This is a genomic window from Bifidobacterium sp. LH_230 (assembly GCF_056357555.1).
Genome location: NZ_JBKEWJ010000006.1, coordinates 13503 through 30093 on the forward strand (window position 1 = coordinate 13503; position 16591 = coordinate 30093).

The 16591-nt window shown below is 64.6% G+C and carries 15 protein-coding genes; 2 read left to right on the forward strand and 13 right to left on the reverse strand.

All coding sequences use genetic code 11. The annotated features are described in order from the left end of the window. Positions 1–70 precede the first annotated feature (70 nt). The 9 genes from secG to AC1A0G_RS03945 all read right to left on the reverse strand — a co-directional run bounded on the left by secG (position 71) and on the right by AC1A0G_RS03945 (position 12026). Entirely contained in the window at positions 71–328 is a 258-nt protein-coding gene (secG, locus tag AC1A0G_RS03905) for a preprotein translocase subunit SecG (protein ID WP_476527674.1), read from the reverse strand. A gap of 118 nt (positions 329–446) precedes the next feature. Then, positions 447–1253 (reverse strand): triose-phosphate isomerase, encoded by an 807-nt coding sequence (gene tpiA / locus AC1A0G_RS03910; RefSeq protein WP_476527676.1) that lies wholly within the window; start codon positions 1251–1253, stop codon positions 447–449. A gap of 75 nt (positions 1254–1328) precedes the next feature. Beyond that, the gene (locus AC1A0G_RS03915; RefSeq protein WP_476527678.1) at positions 1329–2534 is read right to left on the reverse strand and encodes a phosphoglycerate kinase; all 1206 of its coding nucleotides are present in this window, start codon (positions 2532–2534) and stop codon (positions 1329–1331) included. Between the two features lie 173 nt (positions 2535–2707). Next, entirely contained in the window at positions 2708–3655 is a 948-nt protein-coding gene (whiA, locus tag AC1A0G_RS03920; protein WP_476527680.1) for a DNA-binding protein WhiA, read from the reverse strand. Positions 3656–3829: 174 nt separating this feature from the next. Further along, a complete protein-coding gene (gene rapZ, locus AC1A0G_RS03925) occupies positions 3830–4756 on the reverse strand; it encodes an RNase adapter RapZ (protein WP_476527875.1) in 927 nt (308 codons plus the stop codon). A 32-nt stretch (positions 4757–4788) separates the two neighbouring features. After that, positions 4789–5733: a shikimate dehydrogenase family protein gene (locus tag AC1A0G_RS03930; protein ID WP_476527682.1), complete on the reverse strand. Its 945-nt coding sequence runs from the start codon at positions 5731–5733 to the stop codon at positions 4789–4791. 89 nt (positions 5734–5822) lie between these two features. Then, positions 5823–8132, reverse strand: coding sequence for an excinuclease ABC subunit UvrC (uvrC, locus tag AC1A0G_RS03935; RefSeq protein ID WP_476527684.1), 2310 nt, complete (start codon positions 8130–8132; stop codon positions 5823–5825). A 6-nt stretch (positions 8133–8138) separates the two neighbouring features. After that, positions 8139–11135 (reverse strand): excinuclease ABC subunit UvrA, encoded by a 2997-nt coding sequence (uvrA, locus tag AC1A0G_RS03940; RefSeq protein ID WP_476527686.1) that lies wholly within the window; start codon positions 11133–11135, stop codon positions 8139–8141. A 126-nt stretch (positions 11136–11261) separates the two neighbouring features. Next, positions 11262–12026 carry an SDR family oxidoreductase gene (locus AC1A0G_RS03945; protein WP_476527688.1) on the reverse strand — a complete coding sequence of 255 codons (765 nt, stop codon included), beginning with the start codon at positions 12024–12026 and terminating at the stop codon, positions 11262–11264. A gap of 181 nt (positions 12027–12207) precedes the next feature. On the opposite strand from AC1A0G_RS03945, the gene AC1A0G_RS03950 reads away from it, so the two are divergent. Then, positions 12208–12390, forward strand: a complete 183-nt coding sequence (locus AC1A0G_RS03950; RefSeq protein WP_476527690.1) for a hypothetical protein — start codon at positions 12208–12210, stop codon at positions 12388–12390. A gap of 13 nt (positions 12391–12403) precedes the next feature. Here AC1A0G_RS03950 and AC1A0G_RS03955 read toward each other — a convergent pair whose 3' ends face one another. Together AC1A0G_RS03955 and AC1A0G_RS03960 are read right to left on the reverse strand one after the other, a co-directional pair. Beyond that, entirely contained in the window at positions 12404–13282 is an 879-nt protein-coding gene (locus AC1A0G_RS03955) for a deoxyribonuclease IV (protein WP_476527876.1), read from the reverse strand. Between the two features lie 18 nt (positions 13283–13300). Continuing rightward, positions 13301–13774 carry a VOC family protein gene (locus AC1A0G_RS03960; RefSeq protein WP_476527691.1) on the reverse strand — a complete coding sequence of 158 codons (474 nt, stop codon included), beginning with the start codon at positions 13772–13774 and terminating at the stop codon, positions 13301–13303. A gap of 145 nt (positions 13775–13919) precedes the next feature. Between AC1A0G_RS03960 and AC1A0G_RS03965 the strand changes: the two genes are divergently transcribed. Continuing rightward, a complete protein-coding gene (locus AC1A0G_RS03965; RefSeq protein WP_476527693.1) occupies positions 13920–14534 on the forward strand; it encodes an isochorismatase family protein in 615 nt (204 codons plus the stop codon). A gap of 18 nt (positions 14535–14552) precedes the next feature. On the opposite strand, the gene AC1A0G_RS03970 is transcribed toward AC1A0G_RS03965, so the two are convergent. Together AC1A0G_RS03970 and AC1A0G_RS03975 are read right to left on the reverse strand one after the other, a co-directional pair. Continuing rightward, a complete protein-coding gene (locus AC1A0G_RS03970; RefSeq protein ID WP_476527695.1) occupies positions 14553–15824 on the reverse strand; it encodes a sensor histidine kinase in 1272 nt (423 codons plus the stop codon). After that, on the reverse strand, positions 15821–16540 hold the full coding sequence (locus AC1A0G_RS03975; RefSeq protein ID WP_476527697.1) for a response regulator transcription factor: 720 nt from the start codon (positions 16538–16540) through the stop codon (positions 15821–15823). Before AC1A0G_RS03975 ends, AC1A0G_RS03970 begins: the two co-directional genes overlap by 4 nt. Between the last annotated feature and the right edge of the window lie 51 nt (positions 16541–16591).

The window sequence follows — 16591 nt, forward strand, 5'->3', positions numbered from 1 at the left end:
TGGCTGTCTTTCACGAAAAAATGAGCCATGATCGATCAGGATCATGGCTCATTGAATGTCGTACCGGCTATCAGACCAGATTGAACTTCGTCATCAGGCCGAGGGCGATGATGATCGCCACCCACAGCAGGGCGATGACGACGGTCCAACGGTTCAGGTTCTTCTCGGCGACGCCCGAGGAGCCAGCGTTCTGGGTCAGGCCGCCGCCGAACATGTCGGACAGGCCGCCGCCCTTGCCCTTGTGCATGAGGATGAGCAGGGTGAGCAGCAGGCTGAAGATGACGACAACGATCTGCAGCACAAGCTTGACGATGGCCCAAGCGGACATATGAGAACCTCCAGTTCTAAATCACACTGCCCTATACCATAGCGCAAGGGCTTGAACATTTCCCGCGTCGTTCCGTATTCGCGCGGTCGCGAGACATGGGAGATAACGGTGGCGAGGCTTAGCGGCGCTGCGATTCCACCGTTTTGACGGTCAGTCGCGCGATTCTCGCCAGTTCGTCGGCGTCGAGCGCGGCCCCTCCGATAAGGAAGCCGTCAACGTCGGGTTCCTCGATGAGTTCGACGGCGTTCTTGGACGAGACGGAGCCGCCGTACAGGATGCGCACGGCATCGGCGACGTCCGCGTCGAACGTGGCGGCGAGATCGTCCCTGATGGCCTTGGCGGCGTCCTGCGCGGTCTGCGGCGTGGCGACCATGCCGGTGCCGATGGCCCAGACCGGTTCGTAGGCGACGATGAGTTTGGCCGCCTGATCGCTGGACAGGTCGCGGGTGACGTCATGGACCTGTCCGACCGCGAAGTCGAGTTCGATGCCCTGTCGGCGTTCCTCGTAGCTTTCGCCGACGCACAGGATCGGCCTCATGCCGGCGGCCAGCACGGCACGGACCTGATCGACGATGTTCGCGTCGTCTTCGGGATGGTATTTGCGTCGTTCGGAATGGCCGACGATCACGTAGGTGCAGCCGAGCGCGGCGAGCATGTCGGCGGATACGTCGCCGGTGAACGCGCCCTGGGTGGTCACCGACACGGATTGCGCGCCGTAGCGGATCTTCAGGTTGTCGGCCTCGACAAGCACCTGCACGCTGCGGATGGACGTGAACGACGGCATGAGCGCGATCTCGCAGCGTTTGTAGTCGAAATGCGCGTCACGCAACAGCCAGACAAGCTTTTGCACGAAATAGGTGGCTTCGAGATGGTCGAAGTTCATCTTCCAGTTGCCTGCCACCAGCGGGATGCGCTTGGATGCCATACCCGTGATTCTCCTAACGACTAAAGAGGCTCCCCTCGGATGAGGGGAGCCTGACATGCATGAAGGGGTGAAACCTTACTCGAGCACCTTCAGGCCCGGCAGCTCCTTGCCCTCAAGGAACTCGAGGGAGGCGCCGCCACCGGTGGAGATGTGCGAGAAGCCGTCCTCCGGGAAGCCGAGGTTGCGCACCGCGGAGGCGGAGTCGCCGCCGCCGACGATGGTGAACGCGCCGGCCTTGGTCGCATCGACCAGGCCCTGCGCCACGGCGCGGGTGCCGTCGGCGAACGCGGCGATCTCGAACACGCCCATCGGGCCGTTCCACACCACGGTCTTGGAGTCCACGATCTTGTCGTGGAACAGCTTCTGGGACTCCGGGCCGATGTCGAGACCCATCTTGTCGGCCGGGATGGCGTCGGCCGGAACGACTTCCGGAGCCACGTCGGCATCGGACTTCGGGAAGCCCGGGTTCACGACGATGTCGGTCGGCAGCACGAGCTCGACGCCGTTCTTCTCGGCGGTCTCGATGTAGCCCTTGACCTTGTCGAGCTGATCCTCTTCAAGCAGGGAGGTGCCGACCTCGTAGCCCTTGGCCTTGAGGAAGGTGAACACCATGCCGCCGCCGATGACGAGGCGGTTGGCCTTGTCGAGCAGGTTCTCGATCACGCCGAGCTTGTCGGAGACCTTGGAGCCGCCGAGCACGACGGTGAACGGGCGCTCCGGGTTCTCGGTGGCCTTGGACAGGGCCTTGACTTCCTTCTCGACCAGCAGGCCCGCGGCGGCCGGCAGATCGGCGGCCACGTCGTAGTTGGAGCCCTGGGCACGGTGCACGACACCGAAGCCGTCGGAGACGAAGGCCTCGCCGAGGGCGGCGATCTTCTTGGCGTAGGCGGCGCGCTCGGCCGGTTCCTTGCTGGTCTCCTCCGGGTTGAAGCGCACGTTCTCGAGCAGCACCACGTCACCGTCGTTCATGGCGGCGACCTTGGCCTGGGCGTCCTCGCCGTAGGTGTCCTTGGCCAGCGGCACGGTGATGCCGAGCAGCTCGCCGAGGCGGGCGGCGACCGGAGCCAGGGACAGCTCGGGGACGACCTTGCCCTTCGGGCGGCCGAGGTGGGCCATCAGGATGACCTTCGCGCCTTCTTCGCGCAGCGTCTTGATGGTCGGCAGAGCGGCCTTGATACGACCATCATCGGTGATCGTGGTGCCGTCCAGCGGGACGTTGAAATCGGCGCGAACCAGAACGCGCTTGCCCTTGAGATCTCCAAGATCCTTGAGTGTCTTCATGAATATCCTTTCCTAACCGCGCGGCCCGAAGCATGCGCAACAGGCCACGGGAAAAGTGGTGACGTGGATACGCCATTAGCGATGATACAAGGCCGAACGAACAAAAACACCGCCATTCGCAAGAAGCGAGGCGGTGTTTTGCGGATCGGTCGCCCGTCGAGGACGGGTCGGCATCAGAAGCTGATGCCCTTGGCCTTTGCGGTTTTGTCGGCCAGCTGCAGCAGACGGCGGATGCGTCCGGCGATCGCGTCCTTGGTGATGGGAGGATCGGCCAGACGGCCCAGTTCCTCAAGGCTGGCGTCGCCGTGGTCGAGACGGAGCTGACCGGCCGCCTTGAGGTTGTCGGGAATGTCGTCGCCGAGGATCTCGAACGCCTTGCGCACCTTCTCGCTCGCCTCCGCGGCCGCCTTGGCGCTGCGACGCATGTTCGCGTCGTCGAAGTTCGCCAGACGATTGGCCTTGCCGCGCGCCTCGCCGTCGGAACGCTTGCCGGTCCATTCACGGGCCGAGCGCGGCGCCCCCATCAGGTTGAGCATGCGTTCGATCGCATCGGGGTCCTTGAGCGTCACGCGTTCGGAACTGCGCAGCTGGCGTGGCTTCGCGCTGATGCCCAGACGACGGGCGGCGCCGGCCAAGGCAAGGGCCGCCTCGTTGCACGGGCAGGTGATTTCCAGATAGCTGGCCTTGCCCGGGTCGGACAGGCCGCCGTGCGCGAGGAACGCACCACGCCATGCCGCCTTGACCTGTGCGATGTTGCCGTTGACGATCTCGGCCGGAAGCCCTCGGACCAGCTGCTTGCGCCGGTCGAGCAGGCCGGTCTGCAGGGCAAGGGCCGCGCCGCCACGATCGACGTGGACAAGATAACGCTGCACGGTGCCGGTGGGCGTCTGGCGTGCAACCTGCGTCAATGCGGCCTCGTGGCCGTACAGATCGCGGATATTGTCCTGAAGCCACTTGGCGGCTTCCAAGGAGTCGAATTGAGCCTGCACGATGATCTGCCGTTGCACGAGCCTCAACCCGCCACCGAAACGAATCATCGCGGTAACCTGCGCCTTGCGGGCCGCAGGCAGTTCGTTGTCGATTGCGGCGAGTTCGCTTTTGACGTCATCCAGAAGAGCCAAGAGCCAACCTCCTACTTCCCGTTCTCTTCGCCGTGTCGGCCTGTCGCCTGGGCAACGGACCATCGTGTTATCGGCTTACTGTGATATCTGACCACTTGGACAACTCAAGCGCATTTAATCATACTTTGGACCACCTTTTCTCGCCATGTGGTCATTGACGATGCGCCCCGCAGATCACCGTTCGGCGTGACGTCGCTGCAATTCGCGTGCCGAGACACTGACCGCAAGACCGTGCGCGCGCAGACGGGCGGCCAACGCTTCGCTCATGGCGACGGACCGGTGCTGGCCTCCCGTGCAGCCGATGGCGATGGTCACGAAATGCTTATCCTCCTGGGCATAGCCCTTCAGCGCGACGAGGATGGCCTGTTCGTAGGCGTCGAGGAATGCCGTCGCGCCTTCGCTGCCGAGCACGTAATCGGCCACCGGCTTGTCCTGTCCGGTCAGTTCGCGAAGGCTCGGCACCCAGAACGGGTTCGGCAGGAACCGAACGTCGGCCACGAAATCGGCGTCCAGCGGGACGCCGTATTTGAAGCCGAAGCTGAAGATGTGCACCGTCACCGTCTTCGGCCCGGAGCCGAGCAGCGCCTCGTACAGTTTGGTGGACAGCTGGTGGATGCTCAGCGCTGAGGTGTCGATGACGACGTCGGCCCGCTCCTTGAGGTTCATGAGCAGGGCGCGTTCCTCCTTGATGCCGTCGATGAGACGGTTGCCGTGCTGCAGCGGGTGCGGACGGCGCACGGATTCGTAACGTTTGATGAGCACGTCGTTGCTGGCGTCGAGGAACAGGATGCGGGTCTTGACGCCAAGGTCGTCCAAGTGGCTGAGCACGGCGGACAGGTCGTCGAAGTACTCGCGCGAACGCACGTCGATCACGGCGGCCAGCTTGTGCACGCCGCTGCCGGACCGTCCGCCGCCCTGGGTCATCATGTCGACCAGCGGGACCAGCAGTTTCGGCGGTATGTTGTCGACCACGTACCAGCCCATGTCCTCGACGCTGTCCGCGGCGTGCGATCGGCCCGCTCCGGACATGCCGGTGATGAGCAGCACCTCGAAGTCGTCCGCCGGCGACGGTTCGCTGTCGCCGGACGTGTTCGCCGTCATCGCGACAGGCGCCTGCCGTACCTGTTCATCCATCACAATGCCTCCTCGAGCGCTTCGCGCATGGGCCGTTCCAATGCCGTCATCCAATCGCGCCCGTTCAAGGCCGTTTCGCCTTGGGGGCCGGTCATGAGTTGCACCTGAAGAATGGCTTGGTACAGCAGCATCTCCTCGCCGCCCATCGCCATTGCGCCGTGTTCGCGCCATGCGCGAATAAGCGCGCTGGGCCGGGGATCATAGACCACGTCCAACAGTATTCCTCGCGGACGGAATGCGCCGTCCGCTTCGATGGCCTGCGCGATCGCATCGGCCGCATGGCCGGGAATCGTGCTGATGACGATATCGGCGTCCTGCAGGGTTTCGTCGATGGCGTCCAACGTGGTCTCGCGCAGGTCGACAGTGTCGTTGTCGGCTGCGATGCGGGCGAGATCGGGGTTCTTGCCGGGGTGCCGGGCGGCCACGGTGATCGTGCCGCGGGAGGCCGAGGAGGTGCCGGCGATCATGACCGCGGCGGCGCTCACCGCCGATGCGGCCGTGTTGCCGTTGCCGATGACGACCGCGTGGGTGAGATCCCGCTCCTCCAGGGACGGTCCGGAGTCGATGTCACAGGCGTGCCCGAAGGCGTAGAGGATTCCCGGCACATCGGTGTTGTACAGCGAGATGGCCGGTCGGCCGTCGTTGCTCGCGGCGGCCGACCAGTCGAATACGGCCGTGTTGGCGACTTGCAGTGACGCGGCCCACGCATCCTTGGGAGTGCCGTACGGCTGGATGGTCTTTTTAAGCGGCATGGTCAGGCTCAGGCCATGCCACGTCGGGTCGAGTCCGTTCAGAAAATCGCCGAGATCGGCCTCGCCGACCTCATGACGCTCGTACTCCCAATCATCGAGTCCCAGCGCCTGATAGGCGGCGTTGTGCAGCACCGGCGACAGCGAATGCGCGATGGGCTTGCCGAGCACGGCGCAGCGATTGATGGCTACCATACCCCCTCCTTCGTTCCGTTCCCATCCTAGCGTATGCGACGACGGACGGTCGATGCGGTACTCATCCGTCCACCGTGCCCGATCCATGGTCAGACGTTCGACGACTGCTGTTGCGGCTGCGCGTGCAATGCCCGGTATATGGCGTCGGCCTTGGCATGGCCGACGCCCTTGACCTGTTCGAGTTCCTCGACGCTTGCCTCGCGCATGGTGCGGACCGATCCGAAGTGGCCGAGCAGCCGTTTTTGGTAGGTTGCGCCGATGCCGGGAATGTCGTCCAATGCGGATCGCAGCGCGCCTTTTCGCCGGGTCTGCCGATGGTAGGTGATGGCGAACCGGTGGGATTCGTCGCGCACGCGTTGTAGCAGGTACATGCCTTGGGATTGGCGTTTGAGGATGATCGGATAGTCGTCGTCCGGCACCCACACCTCTTCGAGTCGTTTGGCCAGTCCGCACAGCGCCACGTCGTCCACACCGCAGTCGGCAAGCGCCTTGGCCGCGGCCATCACCTGCGGCTGGCCTCCGTCGACGACGATCAGGTTCGGCTTGTAGGCGAAGCGCCTCCGGTCCGTGTTCTGCTGCACGATCTGGGCTGCCGTGCGATTGCCGTCGGATGCCGGTTCGACCATATCGCCGTGTTCGCCGGTCGCTTCGGCCGCTTCGCGTTCGCGACGCTCGTTGTCCATGCTTTCGCCTGAGTCTCCGGCGATGTTGCCATGTTTGAACCGTCTGGTCAGCGTTTCGTACAGGGCGCTCAGATCGTCGACCGCGCCATTGCCGTCCTTGCCTCGGATGGCAAAGCGACGATATTCGGACTTCTTGGCGATCGCGTCTTCGAACACCACCATCGAGGCGACCTGGAACGCGCCTCCGACGGTGTTCGAGATGTCGTAGCATTCGATGCGCAACGGCGCCTGCGCGAGGCCCAGTGCCTTGGCCACGTCGTTCATGGCGTCCGACCGCGCTCCCATGTCGCTGATGCGGCTCATCTTGCTGCGCTGCAGCGCCTGGTTCGCGTTGTCCGTCGCACGGTCCATCAGCGTCTTCTTCTCGCCGCGTTGTGCGGTACGGATGGTCACGGCCGCGCCTCGCAACCCGGACAGCCATGATTCAAGCTCCCCGCGGCGAGCTGGCTCGACTGGGACGATCACTTCGCGGGGAACCGGGGAGATGGGTGCGAGCAGATCGGCCCGTCCGGTCTGCTCCTGGCGTTCATGGCGTTCACGGGTCGCCTGCGCCCGTGCCGTCGCGTCGGTCGCGGTCATCGATTGCGTCGATCCGATCGCCTCGCGCCGTTCCTCGACCTTGGTGGAGGCGTCGCCGGCGTCGATGGAATCCTCTCCGGCATACACCTGCACGATGAGGTCGGCGATCAGTTCCGCGTCGCTGATGTCCTCCACGCGTTCGACGCTCCAGTTGCGTTCCCCTCGTATCGACCCGTCGCGCACGTAGAACGCGTGCACCGACGCCTCGAGTTCGTCAGATGCCATGCCGAACACGTCGGCGTCCACATCCTGGTCGAACACGACCGCGTTCTGCTGCATGACGGTGCCGAGCATCTGGATCTCGTCGCGCAGCTGCGCGGCCTTCTCGAACTCGAGCTCGGCGCTGGCCTCCTTCATGTCGCGGGTGAGCTGGGCGATATACGATTTGCCGAGTCGCCCGGTCATCACGCCGACCAGCTGTTCGCACATGCGTCGATGCTCCTTGGCGTCGACGCGGCGGACGCATGGTGCGGAGCACTTGCCGATCGAGGCGAGCAGACAGGGCCGCCCGGTCAGTTCGGCCTTGCGGAACACGCTGCCGGTGCAGGTGCGTACGGGGAACGTGCGCAGCAGCTTGTCCAGCGACTTGCGCAGTTCCCACACCTTCGCGTACGGGCCGAAATACCGGCTGTCGCGCCGTTTGCGACTACGCGTCACCCATACGCGTGGGTATGTTTCCCCTGCCGAAATCGCCAGGTACGGGTAGGTCTTGTCGTCGCGGAACTGCACGTTGAACCGCGGGTCGAACTCCTTGATCCATGTGTATTCGAGCGTCAGGGCCTCAAGCTCGGTGCCGACCACCGTCCATTCGAGACTGCGGGCGGTGAGCACCATCGTCTGCGTGCGCGGATGGAGGAGGTACAGCGGTTGGAAATAGTTGGTCAGGCGGTTGCGCAGGCTTTTGGCCTTGCCGACGTAGATCACGCGGCCTTCGCCGTCGCGCCATTTGTAGACGCCGGGCTGCGCGGGGATGTCTCCGGTCTTCGGACGGAACAGGTCGCGCGTGTCGCCGAGCAACGGCGCACCGTTCCTGTTCACGCCCTTGGACGTGTCGATCGAGGCCATGTCCTGCCGTTGCAGCGCGTCGGCGGTTTTGCGCCACACATCCGGCGCGTGCCGTTCAATGTCGTTGGTCATGGCGGCTCACAGCATCGGCTTGAGGAACTTGCCGGTCCACGATTGCCCGCATTCGGCGACCTGTTCGGGCGTTCCCTGCGTGACCACGGTGCCGCCGCCGTCTCCGCCTTCCGGTCCAAGGTCGATGATCCAGTCGGCCGACTTGACCACGTCGAGGTTGTGCTCGATGACGATCACCGTGTTGCCCTTGTCGACCAGTCCCTGCAGGACGAGCAGCAGCTTGCGCACGTCCTCGAAATGCAGGCCGGTGGTCGGCTCGTCGAGGATGTACACAGTCTTGCCGGTGGAACGCCTCTGCAGCTCGGTGGCGAGCTTGACGCGCTGCGATTCGCCGCCCGACAGGGTCGGTGCGGGCTGACCGAGGCGGATGTAGCCGAGTCCGACCTCGACCAGCGTGTCGAGGTAACGGGAGATCGACGGGTACGCCTTGAAGAACCTCGCGGCCTCCTCGATGGGCATGTCGAGCACGTCGGAGACGGTCTTGCCGTTGTATTTGACCTCCAAGGTCTCGCGGTTGTACCGCTTGCCGTGGCATTCCTCACATTCCACGTACACGTCGGGCAGGAAGTTCATTTCGATCTTGAGCGTGCCGTCGCCGTGGCACGCTTCGCAACGGCCGCCCTTGACGTTGAACGAGAACCTACCCGGACCGTAGCCGCGCACCTGCGCCTCGGGCGTCTTGGCGAACAGGGTGCGGATCTTGTCCCACACGCCGGTGTAGGTCGCCGGGTTGGATCGCGGCGTGCGCCCGATCGGGTTCTGGTCGACGTGGATGACCTTGTCGCACTGGTCAACGCCTTCGACGCGGGTGTGCTTGCCGGGCACGATGCGTGCGCCGTTGAGCTTGTCGGCGAGGACGGGGTACAGGATCTGGTTGACCAGCGTGGACTTGCCCGAACCGGAGACGCCGGTGACCACGGTCATGACGCCAAGCGGAAAGTCGACGGTGAGGTTCTTGAGGTTGTTCTCCCTCGCGCCCACCACGCGCAGCTGTTTGGTCTTGCGGACCTTGCGGCGGTGGTCGGGAACGGCGATCTCACGTCGGCCGGCGATGTAGTCGCCAGTGATCGAACGGGGAGCCTCCACGAGCTTCGACGCGGGGCCGGAATAGACGACTTCGCCGCCGTGTTCGCCGGCGCCGGGGCCGATATCGACCAGCCAGTCGGCCTTCTCGATGGTCTCCTGGTCATGTTCGACCACGATCAGCGTATTGCCGAGGTCACGCAGATGATGCAGCGTCTCGATCAGCCGTTCGTTGTCGCGCTGGTGCAGGCCGATGGACGGCTCGTCGAGCACGTACATGACGCCGACAAGGCCGGAGCCGATCTGCGTGGCGAGCCTGATGCGCTGCGCCTCGCCGCCGGACAGGGTTTTCGCGGCACGCGAGAGCGTCAGATAGTTCAGTCCGACGTCGTTGAGGAAGCCGAGCCGGGCGCGGATCTCCTTGAGCACCTCGCCGGCGATCTGCGCGGCGGAACCGGTCAGTTCCAGACCGTTCACCCAGGCGAGGCTCGCCTCGGCGGACATGTCGCACACGTCGGCGATCGACTTGCCGTCGATGGTGACGGCCAGCACCTCGGGGCGCAGACGCCGTCCCTTGCAGGTCTGGCAGGGCACTTCGCGCATGTACGACTCGTAGTACTGCTTCATCTGGTCGGAGTCGGTCTCGTCATGCCGGCGCATGAGCGTGCGCACCACGCCCTCGAAGCCGGTGGAGTATTCGCGCATGCGCCCCCACCGGTTGCGATAGGAGACCTTCACCTTGAAGTTACGGCCGTACATGATCGCATGGCGTACGTCTTCGGGCAGATCCTGCCACGGGGTGTCCAGATCGAAGCCCATCTCCTCGCCAAGCCCCTCGAGCACATGGCGGTAGTACTCCCCCGTGCCCTTGGTCAATCCCCACGGTTCGATCGCGCCTTCGTTGAGCGTTTTGCTCGGGTCGGGAATGACGAGCTCCGGGTCGATCTCCAGCGAATAGCCGATGCCGGTGCAGTCGGGGCATGCGCCGTACGGCGCGTTGAACGAGAACGTGCGCGGTTCGATCTCGTCCAGCTCCAGCTGATGCCCGTTCGGACATGCCCGGTGCTCGGAGAACGGCTGGCGACGAGCCGGATCATCGGCGTCACGGTCCACGTACTCGATGACGACGATGCCTTTGGCAAGACGCAGCGCGGTTTCGATCGAATCGGTGAGACGCTGGCGGATGCCGTCCTTGACGACCAGACGGTCGACCACCACTTCGATCGTGTGCTTCTTCTGCTTGGCGAGCTTGATGTCGTCGCTCAGCTGCACCATCTCGCCGTCGACGAGAGCGCGGGCATAGCCGTCGCCGCGCAGCAGCTCGAGCAGATCCTCGAACTCGCCCTTGCGTCCACGCACCACGGGGGCGAGAATCTGGAACCTGGTGCGTTCCGGGTTCTTCAGCAGCGCATCGACCATCTGCTGCGGCGTCTGCGCGCTGACCGGCTCCCCGCATACCGGGCAATGCGGCACGCCGGTTCGGGCGAACAGCAGACGCAGGTAATCGTAGATCTCGGTGATCGTGCCGACCGTCGAACGCGGGTTGCGGTTCGTGGTCTTCTGATCGATCGACACGGCGGGGCTGAGCCCCTCGATGAAATCGACGTCCGGCTTGTCCATCTGGCCGAGGAACTGGCGCGCGTACGCCGACAGCGACTCGACGTAGCGACGTTGGCCCTCGGCGAACAGCGTGTCGAACGCGAGCGACGACTTGCCCGAGCCGGACAGGCCCGTGAACACGACCATGCGGTTGCGCGGAATCGACAGGTCCACGTTCTTGAGATTGTGTTCACGGGCGCCCTGGATGGTGATTTTCAGGTCGTTGGGGATGCGCGAGATGTCCGCCATCAACGATGTGTCGGTTCGGCGCATCGGCGCCTTCTTGATTTCGCGCGACAGGAACGTGTCGCTGGTCATGACGCGTTCGACCACCACGTCCCCGTTTTTCCCGCTGCCCGCTGCTTTTCGATTCGATGCCATCGCCTCCGCCTTCCGTTCGTTCGTCATGCGTTCTCGGTGCTGTGCCCTAGGATACCTGATTTCCGGACAGATTTCGAACACATGTTCGATCGGCGTGTTTCGAGGCAGCAGCGGGGCTGTCGCGCACTAGCGCTCGCGGTACACCTTGGTGTAGGAGCCTTCGGCGCGTGGACGCACGACGATGGAGTCGATATCGACCGTATCGGGCTGCCCGAGCGCCCAGCGCACGCATTCGGCGACGTCCTCGGCGGTCAGCGGATTCGGCACCCCGGCGTATACGGCCGCGGCCTTCGCCTCGTCGCCGCCGAAGCGTTTGAGCGAGAACTCGTCGGTGTGCACCATGCCGGGGGCGATGTCGATCACGCGCACCGGTTCGCCGATCTGCTCGAGGCGCAGCACGCGGGCCATCACCTTCTCCGCGAACTTCGAGGCGCAGTATCCGGCACCGCCCTCATACGGTTCGATGCCGGCCGTCGAGGAGATGACGAGCACGGTGCCGCCGCCGGGCGCCTGCTTGAGCGCCGGCAGAAGCTTTTGCGTGATGCGCAGCGTGCCGATCACGTTCAGTTCGTACATGTTGCGCCAGTCGTCGAGGTTCGCGGTGGCGACCGGGTCCTTGCCGAACGCCGCGCCCGCGCAGTTGACGAGCGCCTTGACCGGCCCGCCGGCCAGTACCTTGTCCACGGCGGCCTGCGTGCTCGCCTCGTCGGTGATGTCGCACACCGCGTAGCTGACCTTGTCGCCGAGTTCGTCGGCGAGCGCCTTGAGTTTGGCTTCGCGTCGTGCGAGGGCGACGACGGTCCATCCGTCGTTGACGAGTGCGCGTACGCTTGCGGCGCCGATGCCGCTTGATGCGCCGGTGACGACGGCGCGTTTGCTGGTGTTGTTCATTGCGAGCCTCCTTGGTTCGAGGGCCATTGCCGTGGGTGTTATCGGTCACGGTCTTCCCTGTCCATGATAGCCGGGTCGCGGTGGAGGCGAATAGTGTGCGATTGTTCACGTGCGGGTCACCGGCCGGCAAGTTGCGCCGGCTATCGTGGGTGTCGTATTCGGTTGGATGAGGAGGTCGGTCGTGTATAGGACTGTTGTGGTTGGGTATGCGCCGCGTGCCGCGAGCATGGCGCAGCAGGTGGAGGCGAAGTCGAATGAGATGGAGGCGCAGGGTTGGCGTCTGGTGTCGTTTTCGGTGACGAATTCGGCCAAGGGGATTCTGGTGTTCCATCGTGACGATCCGGCCGATCAACACGAGCGGTGATCGGCCGGATCGGTCAGACGTTGCGCAGTCCGCGTAGCAGTGCGATTTCGTCGCGGTGCGTGGTGGGTGTCTGTTCCTTGGTTTCGAGGATCATGGGCAGGCTGGCCGTGCGTGGGTCGTTGACGAGTCGTGTGAAGAACGCGGTGCCGAGTTGGCCGTCGCCGATGTTGGCGTGGCGGTCCTTGTGGGAGTCGAGGCCGTATTGCGAGTCGTTGGCGTGGATGGCTTTGACGCGGTTCCATCCGATCGTGTCGTCGAGTCGGTGCAGCACGCCGTCGAAGTCGTGCAGCAGGTCGTATCCGGCGTCGTAGACGTGGCAGGTGTCGAGCGTGACGCCGAGGTTGGCCGTATGGTCGGGATCGACGTGGTCGATGATCGTCGCGAGTTGGTCGAAGCTTCGTCCGCATTCGGTGCCTTTGCCGGCCATCGTTTCGAGCAGGATCGGCACGGTGGCGTCTGTGTCGTCTGCGGCGAGGAGGTCGAGTACGCGGTTCAGGCCGTCGGCGATGAGACGGCAGCCTTCCTCGGCTCCTTGTCCGACGTGCGAGCCGGGGTGGATGTTGAGGTAGATCTCCTGTCCGGCGTGGCGGATGGGTGCGAGCAGCTGCAGGTCTTCGGCGAGCGCGTGGATGGCGAATTCGCGTTTGGCTTGGTCTTTGGCGGCGAGGTTGTATACGTATGGGGCGTGTGCGACGAGCGGCCCGTAGTGTTCGGCGGTGAGCCGGAGTGCGAAGTCGGTTGCGCCGTCGGCGGTGAGGGATGTGGATTTCTTGCCGTATGGCGAGCGCGGGAAGAACGCGAAGGTGGTGCCGTTTTCGTCGTGCGAGCGTTCGATGAGTTTGTTCCAGCCGCCGCTGGTCGATAGATGCGATCCGATGAATAGTGTCATGATGGTCTCGTTTCCTGTTGTCTAGTCGTGTTTGCGTCCGGTGTTCGCGGCAGTGGGCCAGCCGCTCCAGTCGGTGACGGCTTCGATGTTGTTGCCGTCCGGGTCGAGTATGAATGCGGCGTAGTATCCGGGATGGTAGGCGCGTGGTCCGGGTGCGCCGTTGTCGCGGCCTCCGGCGGCGAGTGCGGCCGTGTGGAATGCGCGGACGGCGGCGGGGCTGTCGGCGAGGAATGCGATGTGGGTGACCGGGCAGGCCGGCGTCGTGTCGGTCGCGTCCTGGTCGGCGGTGGCGTTGCCGGATGATTGCGCTGTCGCGTCCGGCTCGCCCATGGGCGACACGTAGAAGTCGGCGTGCGGCGTGCCGTCGTCTACTCCGAATCCGATCGTGGGTTCGTGGTGGGCTTTGGCGATGTAGCCGAGCGGTGCGAGCGCTTTCGTGTAGAACGCGATGCTGCGGTCGATGTCGCGTACCTTGAGCGTCAGATGATCAAGCATACTGTCACTGTAGCGCGGATACGGCCGGCCTGTATGTCACGAAACCGCGTGACGGCCAGTCACGTTGTAAGCGAAGCGGGATGGCTTCAATATCGGCTTGCTACAGTGGATGCCGGCGTATCGGCATCCATTCGGGGAGGCAATCATGGCAGGGAAGGCGTTGATCATCGTGGACGTGCAGCCGACGTTCTGCGAAGGCGGCGAGCTTGGCGTGGACGGCGGCAATGCGGTCGCCGAGCGGATCGCCGCGTACGTGACCGCGCATCGAGGCGAATACGCGTATATCGCGACCACGCAGGACTGGCATATCGAACCGGGCGCGCACTGGTCGGAGCATCCCGATTATGTGGACACGTGGCCGGTGCACGGCAAGGCCAGCTCTCCGAACGCCGAGCTGCATCCGGCGATCCGCGCGCTCGACGTCGAGCATCACTTCAAGAAGGGCCAGTATTCGGCCGCGTATTCCGGATTCGAAGGCATCGAAGACAACACGGACCGCATCCAGTCGCGCGACGAGGTGGCGGCAGCCCAGTCGGCCGGCCGGACGTTGGCGGACGCGCTCAAGGCGGCCGGCGTCACGCAGGTGGACGTAGTCGGTATCGCCGAATCGCATTGCGTCAAGGAGACCGCGCTCGACGCGCGCAAGCTCGGCTATCAGGTCACCGTGTTCGAGGATCTCACGGTGCCCGTCAGCGAGGAGCTCGGCACCGCCGCCCGCAAGGACATGGCCGCCGCCGGCATCGCTCTACGCCACTCCTGATCGATTGCTGCGTCGGTTCTATGTATGACTCGTCGAACGTAGCGGCAAGCGGGCCGACAGGGTCCATGCGGTGCCGTGCGCGGTGTGGTCGAGCGTGCCGCCGAGACGGTGGATGCGTGCGGCTTTGGTACGTAGACCGGTTCCGGAGTCCAACGCGTCGCTGGAGGCGCCGGAACCGGTTCGCATGCGGTTGCGGGAGGTCAGCGTCGCCTGCCGGTCGTCGAGCGCAATATGAATGATGCAGTCGGTGTGCGGCTGCGCGTGTTTGGCGATGTTGTTGCCGGTTTCGTCGATGAGATCGTGCAGTTCGTTGACCGCATCGACGTCGTAGTGCGGAGGCAGCGAGCCGGATACCGCGGCGTCCACGGCGAAGCCGAGCGATTCGAGACGGCCGGCGACCGTGCTGAGATGATCGCGCAGCATGACGGTCTCGCCGGGCGGATCGGCGACGGCGGCGACGGACGGCGGTCGACTGCCGTCGAGGATGCCGATAACGTCGCGGGTTTCGTCGAGCACCTCCTGTGCGATGCCGGACAGGGCGGCCAGTTCCGCGCGCAGTCGCGCCACATTCGGCGCGACGCAATCCCATTCGGACTGGTCGTTGTCGATGCGCAGGATGAGATAGGCGAGCCGATTGGTGACCTGATCGTGGATGCGTGTGGCCGCCGCCGCGCGCCGCTCCTGCTCGCGCATGGCACGGCGCCGCTGCTCCAGCTCCCGTTCGGCTTCCCGGGCATCATCGAGCCACTGTTTCCACGCCATGAGCAGTCCTGCGACCGGCGCGACGGGAATTAGCAGCAATGCCACCATCGCAGCGGGATCATCGATCGGCTGCACGACGCCCAGCACCTCCCCCATCGCCACCGCCAACAGTTGCAGGCCAGCGATAACGACACCATGCCGAGTGTTGCGACGCGTCGCCAGCATGCCGCCGATAGCAACCGGCATCGCCATCAACGGCACTCCCCCGACCAACGGCGGCAACAGGCACGTGCACGCCCATACCAGCGTGACGGCATAGCCCGCGAACACCGGATGCCGGTACGCGACGGCCGACAGCACGCAGACAACGGCAATCATCACCACCGACGGCATCGTGACGGCCCCGGTGGCGAGCGCCGCCACCGAGAACGGCAATGTCAGGCCGACCGCGGCCGCGACGATCACCGCCGCGAAACGATCCATAACAATGTCGCGCGCATTGTCGTCCGTCATGCAGTCGCAATGTGGGCCAGTGACGCTGGCATCGATGTCAGCGGCGATGTTCGACTGTGCGGTGTGGCCGGTCATAGCAGTCCCCTGCGCTCGCAGATGGCGATGAGGTTGGCGCGGTTGCGTGCGCCGAGTTTGTCGCAGGCGCGTTTGAGATACGTGGCGATGGTGTAGCGGCTCAGGGAGAGCGATCGGGAGATGGCGTCGGTTTCCATGCCCTCGGCGAGCATGCGGATGATCTGCAGCTCGCGTGCCGACGGCATGGCCGTTGCAGGGGCGGCGGCCGGCGCGGCCATCATTGTTGCGTCGGTCCGAGTTGTCGCCGCTCTGGCAGCTGCAGCGACTTCGTCTGTCGCGTCGACGTCATGGAACGTGACGCCGTTCACCGGCGAGGGACTGGCTTTGCCGGTCGCGGCTCGCAGGATGGCGTTGCGCATGCCGGGCAGGTCGGTTTTCGACACGATGGCCTGTGCGCCGGAGCGTGCGGCCTGTGCCGCGTAGGTGCGCAGCGTGAACGACGTGATGCACACCAGTCCGATGGCCAGTTTGGCGGCGCGGATGCGTTGGCAGACTTCGGTGCCGGGCAGGGGTTCCATGGACATGTCGACCAGCAAGACGTCCGGCAGGGTGTGCGGGTCTCGGCATAGGTCGATGGCGTGGTTGCCGTCGCCGCTCGTCCATGCCACATCGATGCCGCTCATGCGCGTCAGCAACGTACGCAATGCGCCGAGGGTGAGCATGTCGTTGTCGACCACGCCCACCGTGACCGGCGTATCGGTTTCTTTCGTCTGCATGTCTCCATTATCCGCCGCCATGCCGTGCGCGCATGTTATGTCACTCACTGA